The following is a 20508-nucleotide window of genomic DNA, read 5'->3' as shown; positions in this document are numbered from 1 at the left end:
CGATACCTCGGCTTCGCCGGCATCCTGGGCGTGGCGGTGGCCCCCTGGCCGCCAACCCGCGCACTGGCCTCTTCATGTGACCACTGCCAGTGCCACCGACGGCCAAAGTGAGTCTGCGGTAGCAGACGAGGGTGCAGGCGATGCTGGTGAAGGCGAGGAAGTGCTCGGCTTGGAAACGTCCTGGTGCCGGGACACACAACGGGGGGTTGTGCCGCGGCAGTTCGCGGACCTTCAGCAACAGCCGTCTTCCGTCGCGCCCGCGACGGCTTCGAGGCGGCAGAAGCAGGACGCGTTGATCGGGACGTCCGCCACCGCGACGGCGAGCTTCAGTTGCTGGGCCACGATCTGCGCTTCTCCTGTTTTGCCCAGCCGGACGAGACACTCGTGGAAGCCGTGCAGCGACCATACGTTGCCGGGGTGTTGTGAGGCACGCGGCAGCGTGTCGTCGTGGCCCAGGTCGGCCCGGTAGACGGCCTCCGCCTCCTCTACGCGTCCCTGTTCGAGGAGCAGGGCGCCGTACGCGTGCCGGGTGGGCTGCATCCATCCCCACGGCTCGTCGTAGGGAAGGTTGTCGTCGAGGGTGATGGACCGTTCCAGCGCGGCGAAGGCAGCATCGTGGTTCCCCTTGCGGTACTCCAGTTCGCCGTCGAGCATCGCCGAAGCGATCGCGAGGATGTCGGCACACGTGTTGTTGAACAGCATGCGTGTCTCGGGGACCCGGGAGACGGCCTGTCGGAACAGTTCGCGTTCGGTTTCCGCCTCGGGGATCCGTCCGGTGGCCGAGCAGGCGACGCCGCGGGCGTAGTGGAGCATCGCGGTGGTGACGCAGTACAGCTGCGGGTCGGCGGGCAAAGGCAGTTCCAGGATGTCGGACCAGCGGCCGAACCGGATGAGCACGTGCACCCGCATGGCGAGGAAGCTCTCCAGCCAGTCGGCCATGGGCGGACTCTGCACCCTCAGCAACTCCTCGGGGATTGAGGCTTCGAGTTGTGCGGCGGTCTCCAGGGCGGTCGTCGCTCGGCCGAGGAACATCGCACCGTAGATCTTGAAGTGGTAGTTGTGCGACCGGTAAAGGGTGTAGAAGTTCATCGCGCCGGCCCGCGCGTGGTACTTCTCGTCGGCGGCGATCGCGCCGGTGTTGTCCGACACGACCCGCCGGTAGTCGCCGCAGAGCACGTCCAGGTGTGTGGGCATGTGCTGGAGGTGGCCGGCGTCGGGCACGAGGCCGCGGAGCCGGTCCGCGACAGGCAGGGCGGCCTCGGGGGTGGGGGACATCTCCATGAGGTGGATGTACATGTGCAGAAGGCCGGGGTGCTTCGTCCCGGGCCCGGTGCTGATCGCCCGCTCGAGTACGGCCTTGGCCTCCAGCGTGCGGGCGCCTTCCGCCGGCAGGCCGGTCCGCAGGTCCCACAGCTGCCAGGGCGTGAGGTTCATCTGCGCATCGGCATGGAGCGTGGCGACGTCGAGGTCGTCGGGAGCGAGTTCGTGGACGGTGCGCATGCTGTCGGCGTAGGGCTCGTTCCACACCGAGCAGTCCTCGACCGCTTCCGCCTGCGGGTACCGGTCCCGCAGCGCTCGGATCAGGGCCTGTTCGACGGGAGTGGCACCGTCCGCCAACTCGTGGGCGCGTTCGACGGCCGCGTGGGTGCGCTCGACGGTCCGGGCCAGGTCCTCGCCGTCGAAGAACTCCCAGGGCTTGTTGTAGTTCGGACCGAGGGCGTAGGCGATGCCCCAGTGGGCCATGGCGCAGTCGGGATCCGCCGCGGCGGCGGCTTCGAAGCAGGAGACGGCTTCCTCGTGATGGAAGGCGTACGCCCAGACCAACCCGCGGTCGAACCACATCTGAGCGGACGGGGAGGACGTCGTCACGGGGCGGCCGTGGGTGCCGAGGTCGTAGTAGTCCATCCGTCTCTCCTGAAGGTACGGCCGGCCAGGTGACGCGGACCAGCCGCTCGGTCCGGCCGGACATGTGGACGCCGCCGCGACCAGCACGCACTGTCCCAACGTCGTGAAGGCCTCCGGGGACACCTGCAGCCGAGGGTAGAACCGATCTCGCGTTGCCGGGAAACGCTCGGCGTGACGGCATGTCCCGGGGACGAGGCATGAGCAGCGGACCGAGCTGGCGTCGACCTGAGCACCTCGCCACGCGGTCCCACGATGACCTTCTCGGCGAGGCCGTCGGTGTCCGGACCGCCACGGCAGGCGGATCGCCCCGTACCTCACGGGCCTGGCGCGTTCTGGCTGCGGACTCGCCGCCCGAAGTCACACGTCTGCCGAGGTCAGGGCGGCGTGGCGTGCGTCAGTGGTCGGTGAAGGGGGACGATGGAACGGCCAGGAGCCCGGTCGTCGGTACATCGTCCACGGCCTGGCGCCAGACGCCAGGCCGTGGCGGCGGCGGGAAGGAAGTGCCTGGAGGATGGGCGGAACCGAGCCCTTGCAGGGCGATCCCGGCGTTGCGGGGGCCGCTACGTCCGGGCGGGGCGGCCTGCTCGATGTGCTGAACGTGGCGGCCGTCCTCCTCGATGCCGAGGGCAGGATCGATCTCTGGAGCCCGCAGGCCGAGGACCTGTTCGGCTACACCGCTGAGGAGGCCCTCGGCCAGTTCGCCGGCCATCTGCTGGTGCACGAGGAGCACCTGGATGTCGTGCTGGACATGTTCACCCAGGTCATGGGCGGCGGCGGCAGCTGGGCCGGAGTTTTCCCCGTTCGGCACAAGGACGGCAGCACGCGGCTGGTGGAGTTCCGCAACATGCGGCTGCAGGACGACCAGCTCGACTACTGGGCCCTGGGCCTGGCCACGGACCAGGCGACCGTACTGCAGGTGGAGCGGGACCTGGCACTGTCCGCCCGGCTGGTGTCGCAGTCGCCGGTCGGACTGGGGGTGCTGGACACGGATCTGCGGTACGTCTCGGTCAACCCGGCGGAGGAGCGGATGAACGGTGTGCCGGCCTCCGAACATATTGGCCGGCACGTCCATGAAGTACTGCCCTTCCTGGACGAGTCGTTCCAATCGGTGATGCGAGAGGTATTGGCCACCGGTATCCCGGTCCTGGACCAGTACACCGTCGGCCGCACCCCTGCCGACCCGGACAACGACCACGCATGGTCGATCTCGTTCTACCGTCTCGAAGCCCCCAACGGGACAGTCCTGGGAGTGGCAACCTCCAGCGTGGATGTCACCGAACGGCACCGTGCCGTCGAAGAACAGCGCCACACCGCACTGACCCTCCAGCGCAGCCTGCTGCCCCACCCGCCACCGCGGCGGCCGGGGCTGGAACTCGCCACGCGCTACCGTCCCGCCCAGGCCACCATGGAGATCGGCGGTGACTGGTTCGACGTCATCCCTCTGAGCGGGGACAAGACAGCCCTCGTCGTCGGCGACGTCATGGGCAGCGGGGTCGTAGCCGCAGCGACCATGGGGCAGCTCCGCACCGCCACCCGGACGCTGGCCGATCTCGACCTGACCCCCGCCCAGGTCCTGCACCATCTCGACCACGTCACCGACGGCCTCGAAACCATCGCGACCTGTGTTTATGCCGTCTACGACCCTTACACAGAGCAGTGCCACATCTCCGTTGCCGGGCACATGCCGCCCGTCCTCCACCATCCGGACGGCAGGCGCGAGCTGCTCGACCTGCCCACCGGCGCGCCGCTGGGCGGCTGCGGTGTCGCGTTCCACACCACCTGCCTCGACATCGCGCCGGGCGACCAGCTCATCCTCTACACCGACGGTCTCGTCGAGACCCGCGACCAGCCGATCGACACACGACTGGACGCCCTCCTGGACGTCCTCGACGACCCCCACCGCTCGCTGGACGAAACCTGCGACCTCCTCCTGCACACCCTGCGTCACCCGGGAGACCACGACGACGTAGCCCTGCTCATCGCCCGGGCCACACCAGAGGCTGTGCAGAGTGCTCGAGCCTGAGTCGCACATCCAGGTCCTGGCCCGCCTCGGCTGCACCTCAACGGTCAGCGCCGAAGTGACGCCGCGAGCCTGAGCACCCGCGTTCGGGCAGTTCCGCTCAAGGGCGGCAGATGGGTGGCGCACCCGTGGTGGTCGTTGCAGGGCACGAGGTCGATGATGACCGCCTACCCAGCGGCCGTCGCCGCGTCGGCGGCCCCGGGCACAGTCGGCTCGGGGGCGGCGGGCGGCGTGCGGTAGGCGCGGAGGGAGGCGTTGGTCGCTGCCACGGCAGCGACCGCCAGGGTGGCGGAAAGGCCGCCGGCGACCAGGGCGAAGGGGGCGGAGGTGGCCGACGCCAGCAGGCCGCCGCGGAAGTTGCCGAGCTCGGGGCCCGCGACGCCGATGACGTGTTCCACCGAGGAGACCCGCCCCCGGTACGCGTCCGGGGTCTCCAACTGGACCAGGGCACTACGGGTGATCACCGACACGGTGTCGGCCGCGCCGGCCACGGCCAGGCAGCCGAGCGCCAGCCACAGCGGCCCGGCCAGGCCGAAGCCGGCCAGCGCCAGGCCCCAGACGCCGGCCGCAGTCAGCTGGACCAGGCCGCCGCGACGCCAGCGCGTCACCGTGCCGGACAGCAGGCCGGCTGTGATCCCCCCGACCGCAACGGCCGAGAGGAACAAGCCGAGGGTCTGCGGGTTGTTGTCGAAGCGGATCTCGTTGACCAGCGGGAAGAGCGCGATCGGCATGGCGAGCAGCGTCGCGGACAGGTCGGTGGCCATCGAGCCCCACAGCGTCGGGCGGCTCAGCACGACCCGCCAGCCGCCGCGCTCCGGCCGACGCCTGGCGCCCGCCGCGCCGGCGCCCTCGGGCCTGATGGCCGGGAGGCGGATCACCGCGAGCATCGAGACCGCCACGGCCACGGCCTGCGCGGCGTAGGCGGCAGGGAAGTCCCAGCGGGCGATGATCAGTCCGGCCAGCGCGGGCCCGGCCAGCATCGCCGCCTGGAAGGAGACGTTGGTCAGCGCGAGACCGGCCGCGACCTGGTCGGCCGGCAGCAGCCGGACCGGGAAGGTGCGCCGGGCAGGGGCGCCGAGAGCGCTGCAGGCGGCCCCCATGGCGACCAGGGCGAGCAGGAGCAGCACGCTTCGGTTGTCCATCAGAGCCTGCGCACACAGCCCTGTGGCGGCCAGCAGTTGGCCTGCGGTGGTGGCACGCACCACCGCACGGCGGTCGACGGTGTCGGCCAACGTGCCACCGAGCAGCCCGAACAGCACCATCGGCAGGCCAGTGGCGAGCCCGATGGCGCCGGTGCCCATCGGGCTGCCTGTCAGGTCCCAGACCTGGGCCAGCACCGCCACGGTGGCTATCTGCCCGCCGATTTGTGAGGCCGAGGAGCCTATCCACAGGTCGCGGAACGGCCGGCTGCTGCGCAGCGGGCGGGTATCGAGGAACCGGACACGCCACCTCATCGCGGTGGCTCGACCAGGTGGTGGAGGATCCGCTGCCGCATCGACCGGTGCTCCAGCGCCCGCCGCAGCTCCTCGACGACAGTGGTCAGTGCGTACGGGATCTCCCCGTCCAGCTCGGCGACCGTCGCGTGAGTGGCCCGCCACTCGGCCTCCAGAAACGGCACCAGTGACCGGCCGCGCTCGGTCAGGTCGATCCGCCGGGTGCGGGCGTCGGGACCTGGCTCGGAGGTGACCAGATCCTCCTTTCGCATGGCAGCGATGGTCTGGCTGATCGCGGAGTGCGAGCGGTCCAGGGACTTCGCAAGCTCGCGGATGGTCAGTGGTCCGGTGTGGGCGAGCCGGATCAGCGGATAGGCGAACCGGGGCCGCACGCCCTCGATGCCACGCTCGACGTAGACCTGCTCGATCTCGGCGTCCATGGCTGCCAGCAGCTTGTGCAGCGACTGCCAGGGATCGGGCAGCGCCGTGGGGTCGGAAGATGTCACAGCGCTAATATAACAGCGCTGCGATAATTGGCCGGCCGCAACCAACTTCTTCACGACGAGCGAGAATCGGCGCCCTGATCGCCGTTCTGCTCTGCACGGGTGTCGTCCCACGGCTCGGTGGACGGCTCCCGTCGCACGGCGATGCCATTTCCGGCGACGTGACCTGCGGTTCTGCACGCTGTCTCACGAGCTGTCGGCGGGTTCCCTGTCTTAGCGGTTCCTGTCTTATCGGCGTGACGGATCCTCTCTGCGTGACAGACCCATCGCCAACTCACCGCAGTGTGTGAGCCGTTGTGAGAGGGGTGTGCTTGGTGAGGAAGACTGAGGGCATGGAGTTCTTCTGCTACCACCGAGATCGGCCCGGCTCCGTGCCGCTGCGCAATGAGCTGTTGGAAGAGCACTGGTCCTACATGGACCGGTACGCGACGGAGATGATCGCCCGCGGCCCGACCCTCACCAGCGACGGCGAGGCGCCCACCGGCAGCGTGCACATCGTCGATCTGCCAGATCCTGCCGCCGCCCGAGCCTTCGCCTTCGGCGAGCCCGGCTACCAGGCGGGCGTGTACCGCGACGTGCTGCTGCGACGGTGGCGCAACATGTTGGGGCGCACCATGTGGGATTTCCCCGGTGGCCGGACCGGTGGCAAGCGGTATCTGGTGCTCGGCCTCGGCACGGGGCAGGCCGCCGACCTCGTCGTGCCGCCCGACCAGGACGAGTTGATTGCGTACGGGCCGCTGCTGTCCGACGACGGCGCCACCTGGCTGGGTACGGCGGTGTTGGTACGGGCGCCGGACCCGGACACCGCCCGCGCCGTCCTGACCCCGGACCGGTACGCCGACATCGAGGTTCACAACTGGCAGTTCGGCGGGCGGCCGTCATGAACCGAGGCGTCGCCGGCCCTCCACGTCGTTGTGTCAGCCGTTGTGAGGGCTGGGACGAGATGGTCGAGCAACGCCCTGAATTCCGTACATTCCAGTGGCCGCCCCACACGGGAGCCGGCCGATGCGCTCCCCGGACATGGGGGGGCACACCCGGGTGGGTACGCCGCCCACATCACGTTGGACCACACCGCATACATGATCAGCCTTTGACTACGTACTCCCTGGCGTTCTACGTGGACGTTGTCACCACCGGAACCTTGCTCGGCGTGGCCCCTGCGGACTCTCCCGATCGTGTCACCAAGGTCCTTGGGTCGGACTTCGGTGGAAGCGTCAGTGCTTCCGGCGGGCGGCGGCGGGGTCGCGTTCGGCGACGTGTCGGGCGATGGCGTCGACGCCGGGGCGGGCGTATCGCTTCAGGGACCGTACGGAGGCATGCCGGGAGCGAGCCAGCAGCATCGGCGTGGAGGTGCCGCCCTCCGCGTCGTGCGTGAGCGCGGAATGCCGCAGCCAGTGGAGTGTCCAGCCGTCCAGGCCTCGATGTCCTCGGGTGAGGCGAGCGGGTTGGCCGGCAGCCGGGTGTTCTCCTCGAAGATCTCCTCAGCTCGGAGAGCCGGGCCCGGCCGGCCTCTGGGCAGACGTCGAGCGTCGGCGTTCCGGCCGGGGCCTTGCGGTCGGTGAGGAACAGCGGGCCGCGGGCGCGGCGGGCGATCAGTCGGGGCAGGAGCTGGGCGGTGCCGGACTGCCAGTGAATCCACTCCGTCGCCCCGCCCTTGGCAGGAGCGGCGCAGGACCTGCTCGGCCGCAGCTGTGCTTACACAGTGCTACACGTCCGCTCGCCGTAGCTATACGAGAACAGGGCCGTTCTGGTGGCCGCATTCGACCCTAGCTGTCAGCAAACCCTGTCATCAGCCGCCATCGGATCTCATTGGATCCGAGCCGCCGTCAGGCCCTGGAAATTCCGGGTTCATTGGACACCGGCCGCACCTGTCGTCATTCGATCGTTATCGGACACCACCGCTCGCACCATCAGCCTGCCCCCGCCAGTGGGCGAGGTAGTACCGGGTGGTCAGGGTGGCGGGGTGGTCGGGGCCCAGTACCCGCAGGGAGTCGGCCAGCAGTTCGGTGAACGCGGTGGCGGCCCCGGCCGCATCCCCCGCCTCCCCCCGCCAGTGGGCGAGGTTGTGCCGGGCGAGCAGGGTGGCGGGGTGGTCGGGGCCCAGTACCCGCAGGAAGTCGGCCAGCAGTTCGGCGAACGCGGTGGCGGCCCCGGCCGGATCCCCCGCCTCCCCCCGCCAGTAGGCGAGGTTGTGCCGTGTGGTCAGGGTGTCGGGGTGGTCGGGGCCCAGTACCCGCAGCCGGTCGGCCAGCAGTTCGGCGGTGGCGGTGGCGGCCCCGGCCGGATCCCCCACCCGCCCCCGCCAGAAGGTGAGGTCGGCCCGTGTGGTCAGGGTGTCGGGGTGGTCGGGGCCCAGCACCCGCAGCCGGTCGGCCAGCAGTTCGGCGAACGCAGTGGCGGCCCCGGCCACATCCCCCGCCTCGCCCCCGCCTCTCCAGTAAGCGAGGTTGTGCCGGGCGGCCAGAGTGTCGGGGTGGTCGGGGCCCAGCACCCGCAGCCGGTCGGCCAGCAGTTCGGCGGCGGCGGTGGCGGCCCCGGCCACATCCCCCGCCTCCCCCCGCCAGTAGGCGAGGTAGTGCCGGGCGGTCAGGGTGTCGGGGTGGTCGGGGCCCAGGTTCTGGCGGGCGGCGGTGTGCAGGTCCTGGAAATAGGCGCGGGCGGCGGTAACGAGTCCGGTGTGGCCGAGGCTGTTTCCGGTGTGGAAGAGAACCGGGTGGCCGTCGGGCTGCCACAGGGCGTCTGCGGCGTGGGCAGTCAGGGCGGCGGTGTTGGCGCGCAGAGCCTGGCCGAGGGCAGTGTCGCGTTCGACCTCGGGCCATGCCTCATACAGGGCGTCGGCGCAGGTACGGGCCGCCGTGTCGCGTGCGGCGGGGCGCAGGGCTTCGCGGGTGACACGTTGGACAAGGTTGTGGACGCGCACCTCCTGATGAGGGGTGCTGGGAGTGTGGTCGACCAGGCTGAGCCGGTGTAGGCAGCGCAGCGCGTCGGCCGCATCGTCCACCCCGACCGCGCGCGGGGACACGTCGGGATCGGTGCCACCGTCGGGGGTGCGGTGTTCGGTGAGGTATGCGAGGGCTGGGGGTGAGGTCAGGACGGTGGCGGGGATGCCGTTGGGGTCGAGCAGGGCTACCAGGTGGAGCATGGGGCGGGCCAGGCCCGTCGGGCGGAGTCGGTCGGCGTGTTCGATGGACAGAGACCAGGTGGCGGCCACCGTGGCGCGGTGGGCGTCGGGCAGGCCGCTGTCCTCAGGGACCAAGTCGGGCAGCGTACGGGCGCGGTCGGCCAGCCGTACGCGGTAGGTGGCGCAGTCCAGGTGGAGGTCGAGGAGATAGGTGACCGCCTGGGCCAGGGCCAGCGGCAGATGGCCCAGGTCGCGGGTGAGCTCCTCGACCTGCCCGGGGTCGTCGTGGCGGCCTTGGGTGGCGAGTTTGGCCCTCAGGTAGCCGACGGCCTCGCCCTTGGTGAACAGGCCGACATCGATGAGGTGGCCGGGCAGGGCGGCGTCGCGGCGGCGGGTGGTGACCACAGTGCGGCCGTTCGGGCGCGCGGGCGGCCACAGGTCACCCCGTCCGTCCGTGCCATTCAGGTGCGCGGGGTCACTCACGTCGTCGAGCACGATCAGCCATCGCCGGTCGGTGGACTGGGCCCAGGCCAGGAAGCGGACGGCGGCCCGCTCAGGGTCGTCGAGACCGGCGCATTGAGGGTCGCTGGGGTCGGTCACCGTGACAGCGGCCTCGGCGTAAGCGCTCAGGACCGCGTCCCTGCTGGTCGCGGTGACCCACACCAGCAGATCCACCGCCCCGGCCTGCCACGCGGTGCGGGCGTGGTGGGCGGCGAGCTGAGTCTTGCCGACCCCACCGGTCCCGGACAGCACCTGGCACAGCACCGCCGTCCCACCCCCGGCCACCGCTCGCTCCAAGGCATCGACGGCATCGCGGTGCTGGAAACAGTCCGCCTGCCGCGGGACCACGCCGACCAGCCGCGGCCAGGAAAGCGGCGCCCGCGGCGCGGCATGGTGCGTCACCGAATCGGCGCGGCCGACCACCAGGGCGCCGGACTGCGCGTAGAGCGATGTCTGCGCACAGATGTGCGGGGCCTGGCTGGCGCCGGGTGCGGTCAGCGCTGCTCCAGACCCGGCATCGGAGGGTTTCGGAGGGTCACGTCGCCCATGCGCAGGGCGGCCGCCGACCCGCGGTCGGCCTTGATGTCGGCGTTGCCGCCGATGGCGATGCCGTCGTCCCTGGCCGTAACTCCGCCGGCGGCCTGCCGGGCCACCAGTTCGTGCAGTTGCCCGGCGGCTTCCTCGCGGTCCGCCTCGCCCAGACTCTCCAGTAGGTCCTCGCACCGGGCCTGCCAGGATGCTTCCAGCCGGGTGCGGACCTGGTCGGCGCCACCGGGGTCGGCGCGGTCCAGTTCGAGGGCCGACCGGTCCAATCGCTCCAGAACCACCTGGGTCTGTCGCGCGTCCCGGCGCCCGAAGATCCGGGCCGCCCGGTCCCGGAATCCCGACCACACTTCGGTGCCAGCCGCCGAAGCCACCGCCGCCCCGAACGCCGAAGCCAGAACAACCAACGCCTGATCCAACATGTCATCCCCCCGCAAGGCGGCCAGCCCTCATGTCCCTATGCCGGTAAAGCGTACCGAGTCGGGCACCTCACCGAACCGCCTCGGCAGACTTTGCACATTGAGGTTGGCGTGCTTGAGCGGGGAGACGCGGGCGACGTCCTCGTCCAGGACGTCATGCTCGCGCTCCTCGGCGGGCAGGGCCTGCAACCTCCACTGCGGCGTCGAGATAGCGGGTCGTCCATAGCACGGCGGCATTCAGCACGAGCGAGCGCGCCGAGCTGGTCCTAGCTGACGCCCCGTCTGTCTGCCTCCCGTTTGGACCGGAGGGCTGTGTCTCATGAGACATACCCAAGTCTGGAGCACAAGGGGCAGCCGGGTGTAAGGACGTGCTTCCTCATGCTGAATCCGGACGAAACGTGGGCGCACTGGCCGTTCAACGCCGCAGACTGGTGCGGGTCGTGGCTGCTACGTAGTGGAGCCCGGCCGGTCGCTGCGTGTGCGGCTGCTGGATGTAAGTCGTCGGGGAGGGGTGCCTGATGCAGGCCACTGTCTTGAGCAAGGGTGCGAACGCCGCGCTGGCGACGGTGGCGGTCACAGCTTCGTTGGACGGCCGGGGCATGCCCCACGACGATTCCGCTTTGTTGCTGGGCGCAGGCGGCAAAATCCGCAGTGACGACGATCTGGTGTTCCACAACCATCCCCAGCAGGACGGTGTTTGCTTATCCGGTGCACGGTGACCGCCGATCTGGGGTTTATCCCTGCCGACGTGGAGACCGTCGTGGTCCTTGCGGAGCTGTGCCGGCGTGGTGATGGCTGGAAGGTCCGCGCGGTGGGCAAGGGGTACGCCAATGGCCTGGCCGGACTGGCCACCGACTACGACGTCACCGTCGACACCGACGGACCAACAACCGCCGCCACTTCCCCTGCCGAGGTACCGGCGCCTCGCCCCGCCGCGAGCGCTGTGGAGTTGGCGAAGGTGCAGACGACGGCACCGGCGCTGTTCGCCCCGGCCCGGAAGGCGGAACAGCCATTGGTGCGGGCTGGGGCCGGCGACCGGCGCGCGGCGATGTATCTGATCCTGGACAACTCCCGTGGTCGTATAGAGCAATTGCACACTCAGGTCGACTGGGGCTGGGGCAACATTGCTGAAGCCATGCGAACAGTGCTCATGCACTACCAGCGGTCGGGCGCGACCGACCCCGACTTTGTGATCGCCCAGGTCGGCGACGAACCCTGGGACAAGGCCCAGCTCCGGCTTCATCCCCAGAACAGCGCCTCCCTCGGAGTGTTCTGGCTGTGCGTCGGCTTGGGCCGGGCAAGCTCGCCTTCTACCGAAACGTCAATGCCTCCGCTTCCGCCACCTTCACCAACACAGCCTTCTACGACGTCGGCCGGAACCCGGGCGCCGTCCGTGGAGAGGCCTTCTACTCGGCCTCGTCGATTCCTTCGCGTCCTGGGCGCACTGAACACACTGCGGCCACCGTCGAGGATGGTGCCCTGGGGCGAGATGGAAAACGTTCATGAAGCGCGGATCGCGTTGAGCATGCTGCGGGTGATGAGGGGGACGGTATGGGTGGGTTGATGCGGCTGGCCGATGATCTTCCGGATGATGTGCGTGAGCTGGCTGAGGCGCTGCGCATGCTGTTCGGTTCGCTGGATCTCTCGCTGCAGCGTTACGCGTTGCGCTGCCACTGCGATGCGGGGACGGTCTCCCGCTACCTCAGCGGTTCCCGGACACCGCCGTGGTCCTTTGTTTTGGGCTTGTTGACTCATGTCGCCCAGGAGCGCGGGGAGCAGGCGACGCAGGAGGCTGTGACTCATCTGCGGGGACTGCACCGCCGAGCGGTCAGGGCCGGCAAGGCGGCGAGGGGCAAGGTCCAGGAGCTGCAGTTGCTGCTGGAGGAGGCGGACGAGGAAGCCAGGCAGTCCAAGGCGCGGGAGCAGATGACCGCGGACCTGTTGCAGGAGCGGCAACGCCGCATCCAGCAACTGGAGGTCCAACTGCGGGCCATCGAGGCGGCGCGGGCGATTGATCAGGATGAGTTCGCCAGCGCGCTGGCCGAGCAGCATCGGGAGCAGGAGACGCTGCGACACGAATGCGAAAGGCTGCGTGCCGAGGCCAGGGCGCTGCTCGAGCAGCTGGGAAAGGCGCACGCGGCGACAGCTCTGGCCGAGGAACGCTGCACTCAACTGGAGCGGCAACTGGAGGCGGCAGAGCAGGAAGAACAGCAAAAGGAGCCCGAGCCTGCACAGCGACATCATCAGTTGTCCGCCATCGCGAGCGACCGGTTTGAACAGGGCGAGCCCCGACCCGAACCCGCCGCAGACCGGCAGGCCGTCGCTGGGTCGGGCGCTGCTTCTCGGCGCATGGTGGCTGGCCCGCTCCTGCGGGAGTACCAGCCAAACGGTGCGTGGCGTCGCTCCGCTGCCCATGTGGCGTCAGTGCTGTACTACCGCAACGGCGGACACAGCATCGTGTGGCCGCACGGGGAAGAGCACCACGACAAACCTGTGTTCGGCCGTCCGTACGCCGTGACCGAAGTCGTTCTCGGCGTCCACTCGACGACGTTCAGCATGCTGCTGCCCGCCGCAGGCGGTGCGGACTTCTTCAGCGTCGAGGCGGACGTGCAATGGGAGGTCATCGACCCGTATGTCGTAGCCGCGGCCCGGCTGCACAATCTCGAGGACATCCTTGCCCCGGAGCTGCAGGACCGGTTACGTGCAGCCTCGCACAGGTGCCGCCTGGATGAGGCGGAACGTGCTTGGCGGTACATGCGGGCAGCGGTCCAGGACGAGAACGAGCCACCCCTGGGGCGCCATCTGGGGCTGCGAACACGAACCTTCGTACGCGTTGATGTGGACCGCGTGCAGATTCGCACCCGTGCCGTTGAGTATCAAAGGCTGCTGAAGGAAGGGGACCACCAGACCCTGGCCCACATGATGGCGCGCAGCTCCTCGGACGCCACTTCGCTGCTTGCGATGCTCCAGGAACAGGAGCGCGCGGCCAGCAAGGACCGTATGCGGCTACTGGAAAAGCTCCTCGACGCCGGAGTGGTCAATCGGCACGACATCAGCGACCAGGCCCGGTCCGTGCTCACCTTCCTGTCCGACCAAGAGCCCAACGACATCCACATCGGCCCGCCGCGCCGTGCCCTCCCCTCGCCGCCGGCAGCACCCTCGTTGGTGGCCACTGAACGCAAGAGGGCCGGCAGCGCTGTCCCCGGCGAGCCTGCCCCCACACGGCCTGTCGTGGCCCAGGACGGGACAGCGCCCGCGACTGTGCACAACATCCTGGACCGGTCGGTCGACGACCCCGGGAGCCGAAAGGCCCGGGCGGAGACACGGGTGCGCCACTGGTGTGAGGAGACCCAGCGCATCTTCGGATCGGAACACCGGTCGTCTCTGGCCGCACGCCATGACTGGGCGGGGCGGGTGGGCGCAGCAGGTGACCCTGATGCGGCGGCGGAGCTGTACCGGGCTTTGGCTGCGGACTACATTCGCATCCACGGTCCGCATCACCGCGGCGCCCTGGCAGCCCGGCGCGAACAAGCCCGCTGGACCAGAGAAGCAGGCAGGACCGCAGAAGCGAAGCAGTTGTACGCGCAGCTCTCTCAGCACTACCGGACGGTCCTTGGCCCCGACCACCGCCTGACACGAGCTACCACGGCAGCCCTGGAAGGACGCAACCAGCTGCTTGACCGGAGCAATTCGCCAAGGGGCTGAGGCCGGCTCATCGACTCACGCAGCTCGCGTCGATCCGAGTTGACGGCGCCGCCGAAGGAGAACGGACCGCGCCGCAGCGGGCGGTCGCACGCCAGAAATCCCGGGACAGCTGGGCATGCCATCGCGCTGCTGAAGGACCGCCGGGCGCTTTGTACAGCCCGGTTCCCGCTCCACCGGAAGCCTCAGCTCGGCGTCGGCTTCGGTTTTGTCCGGTGACAGGCGGGTCCGCAGGATCTCAGGGCCGGGGCGGCTGCGGTACGGGTCGGACGAGAACCACTCCGTGAGCACGTCCCGCCACAGCTCCTGGATGGCTCCGCCGCCGGCCCTGAGGTGGTGAAGACCTGCAGGTCGCCAATGCCGCCGACTCCGTGGGTCTCGCCTGGTGGGGTCGGCAGGGGGCCGGCGAGACCCGGCACTTGCGCGACCGTGGTACGGCCTCTGCCCCTCCCGAGCTCCGCGCTGTGGAGTGGGTGGCGTCCTCCTGCGCCCCCTCGGCCGGCCCAATGTTCGACGGCTGGTTGCTGCGACTGGAGGTGGTTGAGGACGCCCTGTTGGGCTGTCTGCTGCCGTTGGGCTTGCTGGGCTGCGCACCGCCGCTCACCCGCGTTGCCGTTGCGGCAACGCTCCCGCTACGAGATCTCGTCCGTGACCAGCTTCCCCCGTCAGGAAGTGACAGATCCGGGTTCACTCCAGCCAGTCCATGTCGCAGGCGCCTTCTGCGTGTCACCCTGCAGGCCGTACAACATCCTCAACGCGGCGCCGTAGGCCGGCGTTGCCGCAGGGGGAGGGTCTGGTGGTTCCCTGGTGTCATCAGGTCTCCATGGCCTCAACATGACTGATCGGCAGTTACGCAGGGGAGAAGCCTGGGACCACGAACAGAGATTGCGGACCTGCTGGCAAGCCTTCCTTGCCCGTTGCGCAACGTGAAGCGTTGTCTTCGAACCATTCCCCTCGAGGAACTCGGAGATACCGATGAACACGTGTAAGGCCGCAACGGTAGCCGCCCTCGCGGTCGCAGGAGAAAAGACCGACCACTCCACCGGGCCGACTGTCCCTCAAATCCTCACGGCCATCCTCCTGGGCGTCATCATCGGCATTGTTATGGGCTACCTGCACCGCCACGACCGCCCCGCAGCAATCCCTCCGATGGCCCCGCCCCCGCGCTACTCCCGGTACGCGGCAGCCCGTCGAGGAGGAACGGCTTTCTTCGGTACCACGATGCTGGCCCTCATCTCCCTCAAGTCCACGCAGCCCCAGGCCGTACTGCTCATCCTGCTGACCGCAGTCATCGCGGGCATCGCCTCCGGGATCCTGCACGACAAGGACAACTCCACCATCCATGCCTCGATTTGGCATGCCGCCACTGTCTTCGGGGCGGTTGCCGGCATCGGGCACGGTGTCCTCGGCCTCTACGTCGCCGCCTGAGACCAGCCGCGCGTGGCGAGGCACCTGATCACTCTCCAGGGGCCTCGCCAGAGTGCGCTGCTCCTCATTGCCAGCGAGACGGGCATCTGGATCGCAGTACATATGGTCGATGGCCGGCGACACCGCGACGTATCAACCGCATGTGTAGTTCTCTTTCTGTCCGTGGACGATGGTGAGGACAGCCGCAGTCGGTTCCCGGCCACGAGTCCGCCGTCGATGATGATCCCGCTGCGCGTTACGAACGAAGACAGTCCGAGCGGTTACGGAAACGCGGGATCGCCTACCGCATGTTCGCCCACTTGATCCCGCTCGACGCGGCCGGGCAGATGGACTTCGTGGTCCTGCCTGGCAACGGCAACATGCATGTCTTCGACATGGCCATCGCCTCTTGATGTCGTCCGCGAGATCGCCATCCGCTACAGCCGCCCCCGAACTCCACGGTCCGCGGGCGGCTGTCGTCGCCACCCACCGCTCCCAGAGCCACTCAGGGCTCAGACCGCCATCACCTTGATGCCCGCATCCGTCAGGCGCGTCGCCACCTCGGAAGGGAGCGCGGAGTCGGTAATGAGCACGTCGATGCGGTCCAGTCCGCAGATGCGCGCGAAGGCGCGCTTGCCCATCTTCGACGAGTCGGTGACGACCACCACCCGGCGCGCGCGCTCGGCGAACAGCCGGCTGATGCTGGCCTCGTCCTCCTGGTGGGTCATCACGCCCAGTTGCGGGTCGACGCCGTCGACACCGAGCACGGCGACGTCGAGCACGACCTCGTTCAGCACGCCCACGGTCAGCGGGCCGACCAGCTCGTACGTCTGCGGGCGGGCCACACCGCCGGTGACGACGATCTTGATCTGGGGGCGCACGGCGAGCTCGCCGGCGATGTTGAGCGCGTTGGTGACGACGGTGAGCGCGGGCCCCGACGTCTCCGGGGACTCCCGTCGACCGCCGCCCGTGCGCAGCGCCAGCGCCCTTGCGACCTCGGTCGTGGTGGTGCCTCCGTTGAGACCCACGACCTCTCCCTCGCCGATCAGCTCGGCGACGGCCGCGGCGATGCGCTGTTTCTCGGAGGCGTGCCGAGAGGACTTGTAGCGCAGGGGGAGCTCGTAGGAGACGCCGTGGGCGATGGCTCCGCCCCGGGTGCGTACGAGCATCTGTTGCTCGGCGAGTTCGTCGAGATCCCGTCGGATGGTCGCCGGCGAGACCTCGAGCGTCGTCGCGGCCTCCTCGACGTCCAGCCTGCCCTCGGCGGCCAGCAACTCCAGCAGCTTGCTCCACCGTTCGTGCTTGGGCATGTGTCGGACTCCTTCGGGCAGCGTCCTGCGCTCTCGTCACGCCAGGGGACGCGGGGGCGGATGCTCCAGCGAGGTCAAGCTCATGCGTGAATCTGATCGTAGCCATCGCTTGAAGAGCAGGTCCGTGCATGCCTGATGCTTGTGGGCTTTGGCTACGTTCGCGTAACGACCCCTGGACCGGAGCCTCATTGCTGCTGAATACTGCGCGACAGGAACAGTGCTCGCAACTGCTTGAAACACCCGCAGTTTGCGCAGCTTCATGCAGCGAAGGTGGTTGAGGCAGTGAACAAGCGAATGCTCGGTATCTCGGCGGCCTGCGTGGTCGGCACGCTCGCCCTCACCGCGTGCGGCAGCGGAGGCAGCGGTGAGTCGGCGGACGGCACCGTGACCCTCAAGCTGGTCGCGGCCGACTACGGCGACAAGGCGTCGAACAGCTCCACGGTCTACTGGAAGGACATCGCGAAGCGGTTCGAGGACGCCAACCCGAAGATCAAGATCGATGTCCAGGTCATCAACTGGAACGACATCGACTCGCAGGTCAAGACGATGATCCAGAGCGGCAACCTGCCGGACGTCCTGCAGACCGGCGGCTACGCCGACAAGGTCTCCGACGACCTGCTCTACAAGGCCGACGAGGTCCTGTCCGAGCAGACCCGGGCCAACCTCATCGACAGCTTCGCCCAGGCCGGCGAGGTCGACGGCGTCCAGTACGGCATCCCCTTCGTCTCCTCGGCGCGCGCCCTCTTCTACAACAAGAAGATCTTCGCCGACGCCGGTATCACCGAGGCCCCGAAGACCTGGGACGACGTGAAGGCGGCCGCCGAGAAGATCAAGGCGAAGGCTCCGGGCACCACTCCGTACGCACTGCCGCTCGGGCCCGAGGAGGCGCAGGGCGAGAGCCTGATCTGGGAGCTGGGCAACGGCGGCGGCTACACCGACGCCGGCGGCAAGTACACCCTCGACAGCAAGGCCAACGTCGAGACCTTCGACTGGCTGAAGTCCCATCTGGTCGACCCCGGCCTCACCTACGCCAACCCCGCCACCACCGACCGCAAGACCGCGTTCGCCGACTTCGCCGCCGGCAAGGCCGGCATGCTCAACGGCCACCCCTCGCTGATCCAGATGTCCAAGGACGGCAAGGTCGACTACGGCGTGGCGCCCATCCCCGGCAAGTCCGGCGCGCTCGACTCCACCCTGGGTGTCGCCGACTGGATGATGGCCTTCAAGGACAGCGGCCACAAGGACGAGATCAAGAAGTTCCTCGACTTCGCGTACTCGAAGGAGAACACGCTGAAGTTCGACGAGATGTACAACCTGATGCCGGTCACCGAGGACACCTTGAAGGAGATGACCGGCAGCGGGAAGCACAAGGACCTGGAGCCGTTCTTCGAGCTGCTGCCCAAGGCCTCCTTCTACCCGCTCGGCGACACCACTTGGGACGCCGTGTCCGCGGAGATCAAGAAGAGCGGCGGCACCGCCGTGAGCGGGGACGCGGCGAACGTGCTCGGCGAGCTGCAGAAGAAGGCCGAGCAGGCCGTCGCCGACCAGTAGCAGCAGACATACGGAAGGCACTCCCGTGTCCACCAACTCCGCCACCACCGGCGGCCGACGGCCCGTCAGGGGCACCCGAACGGGCCGTCGTTCCGGTCTCGGCAGGCTCGGACCGCTGCCATGGATCGGCCCGGCCGTCCTGCTCATCGTCCTCGTCGTGCTCTGGCCCGTCTACGAGATGGTCCGCACCTCATTCCTGAAGATCAGCGTCAGCGGCTTCGTCCGAGGCTCGGCCGGCTTCGACAAGTACAGGCAGCTGTTCGAGGAACCGGGCCTCGGCTCCGTGGTCACCGCCACGGTGATCTGGACCCTCGGCGTCGTCCTGTTCACCATGGTGCTGTCCCTCGCCCTGGCACAGCTGTTCAACCAGCAGTTCCCCGGCCGGCGGCTGACCCGTTGGGCGCTGATCGCGCCCTGGGCCGCGTCCGTGCTGATGACCGCCATCGGCTTCAAGTGGATGCTCAACCAGACCGCCGGCGTGCTCAACACGGTCATGACCGACCTCGGGCTCGTCGAAGGACCGAAGGACTGGCTGGGCGACCCGGCCACGGCCTGGCCCTGGATGATGTTCGTCGCGGTCTTCGTCTCGCTGCCCTTCACCACGTACACACTGCTGGCCGGTCTCCAGACCGTCCCCGGCGAGGTCTACGAGGCCGCGAGGGTCGACGGCGCCGGCACCTGGCAGACCTACCGCCGGATCACCCTGCCGCTGCTGCGGCCGGCGTTCCTCGTCGGCGTGGTCATCAACCTGATCAACGTCTTCAACTCCTTCCCCGTCATCTGGGGCATGACCCGGGGCGGCCCGGACAGCGACACCGCCACCACCACCGTGTTCATGTACCAGCTGAAGAGCTCCGACATCGGCGAGTCCGCGGCCATGTCCGTCGTCAACTTCGCCTTGGTCGTCGTCATGGTGGCCGTCTTCCTGAAAGTCAGCCTCTGGAACGAGGAGGACGCCTGATGGCCCAGCAGACGATCGGATCCTCGGTCGCGCCGGCCGCCGCGGTCTCTCGTAAGGAAGGGGCCCCGACGGCGCACGGGCGGAAGCACAAGAGGCGACTGCAGCCCCGCACGGTGATCATCACCTCGGTGGCCTGGCTGATCGCTGCCGTGTTCCTGCTGCCGTACGCGGAGATGGTCATCACCGCTCTGCGCCCCGCAAACGAACTGCGCGACCCCACCTATCTGCCCAGCGAGTTCGCCTGGTCGAACTTCATCAACGTCTGGCGGGACTCGAACCTCGGCTCCAACCTGCGGGTCACCCTGCTGGTGGCCGGCGGATCGACGCTGCTGGTGCTGCTGGTCGCGGTGCCCGCCGCCTACTACACGGCCCGGGTCACGTACCGCGGCCGGAAGCTGTTCCTGCTGCTGGTGCTCATCACCCAGATGTTCCAGCCCACCTCACTGCTGGTCGGCCTCTACCGCGAGTTCTACCAGCTCGACATGCTCAACTCGGTGTGGACCCTGATCCTTTGCAACGCCGCCTTCAACCTGGCGTTCGCGATCTGGATCCTCACGGCGTACTTCTCCTCCATACCGGTGCAGTTGGAGGAGGCAGCCATGATCGACGGACTGGGCCGGGCGGGCGCGCTGTTCCGGGTGACCCTGCCCCTGGCCATGCCGGGCGTGGTGACCGCGGTGATCTTCACCTTCATCGCCGCGTGGAACGAGTTCGTCATGGGCCTGACCCTGTCCACGATTCCCGAGAGTCAGCCGCTGACCGTCGGCATCAACAGCTTCATCGGCAACTACACCGTCCAGTGGAACTACCTGTTCGCAGGCTCCGTGATCGCGATCGTTCCCGTGGTGGTGCTGTTCGCCTTCATCGAGCGCCAGGTGGTGTCCGGACTGACCGCCGGCTCCGTGAAGTAGACCGGTGCTGCGCCGCACCGTCGGAGCCTTCCCCAAGGAGTTCATCACTTTGTCCACCACCGGTATGTCCCGCACAGCGGCCGAGATCGCCTCGCAGCCCGCCTCCTGGCGGCAGGCTGCGAGGAGGCTTCCGCAGCACACTGCTGCTCTGCCCCGCCGGGGCGAGCGGGTCGCGGTCGTCGGCTGCGGCACTTCCTGGTTCATGGCCCAGTCCTACGCGG

At 68.7% G+C, this 20508-nt stretch carries 15 protein-coding genes and 3 pseudogenes; 10 read left to right on the top strand and 8 right to left on the bottom strand.

All coding sequences use genetic code 11. The features are described from left to right. Positions 1-231 precede the first annotated feature (231 nt). The gene (locus tag AC067Z_RS32030) at positions 232-1905 is read right to left on the bottom strand and encodes a tetratricopeptide repeat protein (protein ID WP_478793155.1); all 1674 of its coding nucleotides are present in this window, start codon (positions 1903-1905) and stop codon (positions 232-234) included. 511 nt (positions 1906-2416) lie between these two features. On the opposite strand from AC067Z_RS32030, the gene AC067Z_RS32025 reads away from it, so the two are divergent. Next, a complete protein-coding gene (locus AC067Z_RS32025; RefSeq protein WP_478793154.1) occupies positions 2417-3928 on the top strand; it encodes a PP2C family protein-serine/threonine phosphatase in 1512 nt (503 codons plus the stop codon). A gap of 164 nt (positions 3929-4092) precedes the next feature. Here AC067Z_RS32025 and AC067Z_RS32020 read toward each other — a convergent pair whose 3' ends face one another. Both AC067Z_RS32020 and AC067Z_RS32015 read right to left on the bottom strand, forming a co-directional pair. Beyond that, positions 4093-5379 carry an MFS transporter gene (locus tag AC067Z_RS32020; RefSeq protein ID WP_478793153.1) on the bottom strand — a complete coding sequence of 429 codons (1287 nt, stop codon included), beginning with the start codon at positions 5377-5379 and terminating at the stop codon, positions 4093-4095. Next, the gene (locus AC067Z_RS32015) at positions 5376-5864 is read right to left on the bottom strand and encodes a MarR family winged helix-turn-helix transcriptional regulator (protein WP_478793152.1); all 489 of its coding nucleotides are present in this window, start codon (positions 5862-5864) and stop codon (positions 5376-5378) included. The genes AC067Z_RS32020 and AC067Z_RS32015 overlap by 4 nt, the downstream gene beginning before the upstream one ends. 329 nt (positions 5865-6193) lie before the next feature. Between AC067Z_RS32015 and AC067Z_RS32010 the strand changes: the two genes are divergently transcribed. Further along, positions 6194-6745, top strand: a complete 552-nt coding sequence (locus tag AC067Z_RS32010; protein ID WP_478793222.1) for a YciI family protein — start codon at positions 6194-6196, stop codon at positions 6743-6745. 1001 nt (positions 6746-7746) lie between these two features. Here the strand turns inward: AC067Z_RS32010 and AC067Z_RS32005 are convergent. The 3 genes and pseudogenes from AC067Z_RS32005 to AC067Z_RS31995 all read right to left on the bottom strand — a co-directional run. Further along, on the bottom strand, positions 7747-9768 hold the full coding sequence (locus AC067Z_RS32005) for a tetratricopeptide repeat protein (RefSeq protein ID WP_478793151.1): 2022 nt from the start codon (positions 9766-9768) through the stop codon (positions 7747-7749). A gap of 209 nt (positions 9769-9977) precedes the next feature. Further along, positions 9978-10400, bottom strand: coding sequence for a hypothetical protein (locus AC067Z_RS32000; RefSeq protein WP_478793150.1), 423 nt, complete (start codon positions 10398-10400; stop codon positions 9978-9980). A gap of 141 nt (positions 10401-10541) precedes the next feature. After that, positions 10542-10711, bottom strand: a pseudogene (locus AC067Z_RS31995) (Tn3 family transposase); the annotation flags it as partial. A gap of 252 nt (positions 10712-10963) precedes the next feature. On the opposite strand from AC067Z_RS31995, the gene AC067Z_RS31990 reads away from it, so the two are divergent. From AC067Z_RS31990 to AC067Z_RS31980, 3 genes are read left to right on the top strand one after another with little or no spacing between them, the layout of a single operon-like run. Then, on the top strand, positions 10964-11164 hold the full coding sequence (locus AC067Z_RS31990; protein WP_478793149.1) for a hypothetical protein: 201 nt from the start codon (positions 10964-10966) through the stop codon (positions 11162-11164). Continuing rightward, positions 11161-12009 carry a TerD family protein gene (locus AC067Z_RS31985; RefSeq protein WP_478793148.1) on the top strand — a complete coding sequence of 283 codons (849 nt, stop codon included), beginning with the start codon at positions 11161-11163 and terminating at the stop codon, positions 12007-12009. The genes AC067Z_RS31990 and AC067Z_RS31985 overlap by 4 nt, the downstream gene beginning before the upstream one ends. Next, positions 11997-14150, top strand: a complete 2154-nt coding sequence (locus tag AC067Z_RS31980; RefSeq protein WP_478793147.1) for a coiled-coil domain-containing protein — start codon at positions 11997-11999, stop codon at positions 14148-14150. The genes AC067Z_RS31985 and AC067Z_RS31980 overlap by 13 nt, the downstream gene beginning before the upstream one ends. 162 nt (positions 14151-14312) lie before the next feature. On the opposite strand, the pseudogene AC067Z_RS31975 reads toward AC067Z_RS31980, so the two are convergent. Further along, positions 14313-14497, bottom strand: a pseudogene (locus AC067Z_RS31975) (GyrI-like domain-containing protein); the annotation flags it as partial. 625 nt (positions 14498-15122) lie between these two features. Here AC067Z_RS31975 and AC067Z_RS31970 point away from each other — a divergent pair. Continuing rightward, positions 15123-15575 (top strand): hypothetical protein, encoded by a 453-nt coding sequence (locus AC067Z_RS31970; protein ID WP_478793146.1) that lies wholly within the window; start codon positions 15123-15125, stop codon positions 15573-15575. A gap of 491 nt (positions 15576-16066) precedes the next feature. On the opposite strand, the gene AC067Z_RS31965 is transcribed toward AC067Z_RS31970, so the two are convergent. After that, positions 16067-16864, bottom strand: coding sequence for a DeoR/GlpR family DNA-binding transcription regulator (locus AC067Z_RS31965; RefSeq protein WP_478793145.1), 798 nt, complete (start codon positions 16862-16864; stop codon positions 16067-16069). A 282-nt stretch (positions 16865-17146) separates the two neighbouring features. On the opposite strand from AC067Z_RS31965, the gene AC067Z_RS31960 reads away from it, so the two are divergent. From AC067Z_RS31960 to AC067Z_RS31945, 4 genes and pseudogenes are all read left to right on the top strand, one after another. Continuing rightward, positions 17147-18415 carry an extracellular solute-binding protein gene (locus tag AC067Z_RS31960; RefSeq protein ID WP_478793144.1) on the top strand — a complete coding sequence of 423 codons (1269 nt, stop codon included), beginning with the start codon at positions 17147-17149 and terminating at the stop codon, positions 18413-18415. 25 nt (positions 18416-18440) lie between these two features. Further along, positions 18441-19376 (top strand): carbohydrate ABC transporter permease, encoded by a 936-nt coding sequence (locus tag AC067Z_RS31955; protein ID WP_478793143.1) that lies wholly within the window; start codon positions 18441-18443, stop codon positions 19374-19376. After that, complete coding sequence (locus AC067Z_RS31950; protein ID WP_478793142.1) at positions 19376-20287, top strand: carbohydrate ABC transporter permease; 912 nt, start codon at positions 19376-19378, stop codon at positions 20285-20287. Before AC067Z_RS31955 ends, AC067Z_RS31950 begins: the two co-directional genes overlap by 1 nt. 64 nt (positions 20288-20351) lie before the next feature. Next, positions 20352-20508: pseudogene (locus AC067Z_RS31945) on the top strand (sugar isomerase); the annotation flags it as partial.

It is taken from the genome of Streptomyces sp. NPDC043812, assembly GCF_056436245.1.
Note: the sequence above shows the minus strand (reverse complement) of the source record. Positions and strands in the feature narration are given on the sequence as shown.

Coding starts and splice junctions, on each gene's coding strand:
- AC067Z_RS32030 (WP_478793155.1), bottom strand. CDS start 1,905: ATGGACTACTACGACCTCGGCACCCACGGCCGCCCCGTGACGACGTCC.
- AC067Z_RS32025 (WP_478793154.1), top strand. CDS start 2,417: ATGGGCGGAACCGAGCCCTTGCAGGGCGATCCCGGCGTTGCGGGGGCC.
- AC067Z_RS32020 (WP_478793153.1), bottom strand. CDS start 5,379: ATGAGGTGGCGTGTCCGGTTCCTCGATACCCGCCCGCTGCGCAGCAGC.
- AC067Z_RS32010 (WP_478793222.1), top strand. CDS start 6,194: ATGGAGTTCTTCTGCTACCACCGAGATCGGCCCGGCTCCGTGCCGCTG.
- AC067Z_RS31990 (WP_478793149.1), top strand. CDS start 10,964: ATGCAGGCCACTGTCTTGAGCAAGGGTGCGAACGCCGCGCTGGCGACG.
- AC067Z_RS31980 (WP_478793147.1), top strand. CDS start 11,997: ATGGGTGGGTTGATGCGGCTGGCCGATGATCTTCCGGATGATGTGCGT.
- AC067Z_RS31970 (WP_478793146.1), top strand. CDS start 15,123: ATGAACACGTGTAAGGCCGCAACGGTAGCCGCCCTCGCGGTCGCAGGA.
- AC067Z_RS31965 (WP_478793145.1), bottom strand. CDS start 16,864: ATGCCCAAGCACGAACGGTGGAGCAAGCTGCTGGAGTTGCTGGCCGCC.
- AC067Z_RS31950 (WP_478793142.1), top strand. CDS start 19,376: ATGGCCCAGCAGACGATCGGATCCTCGGTCGCGCCGGCCGCCGCGGTC.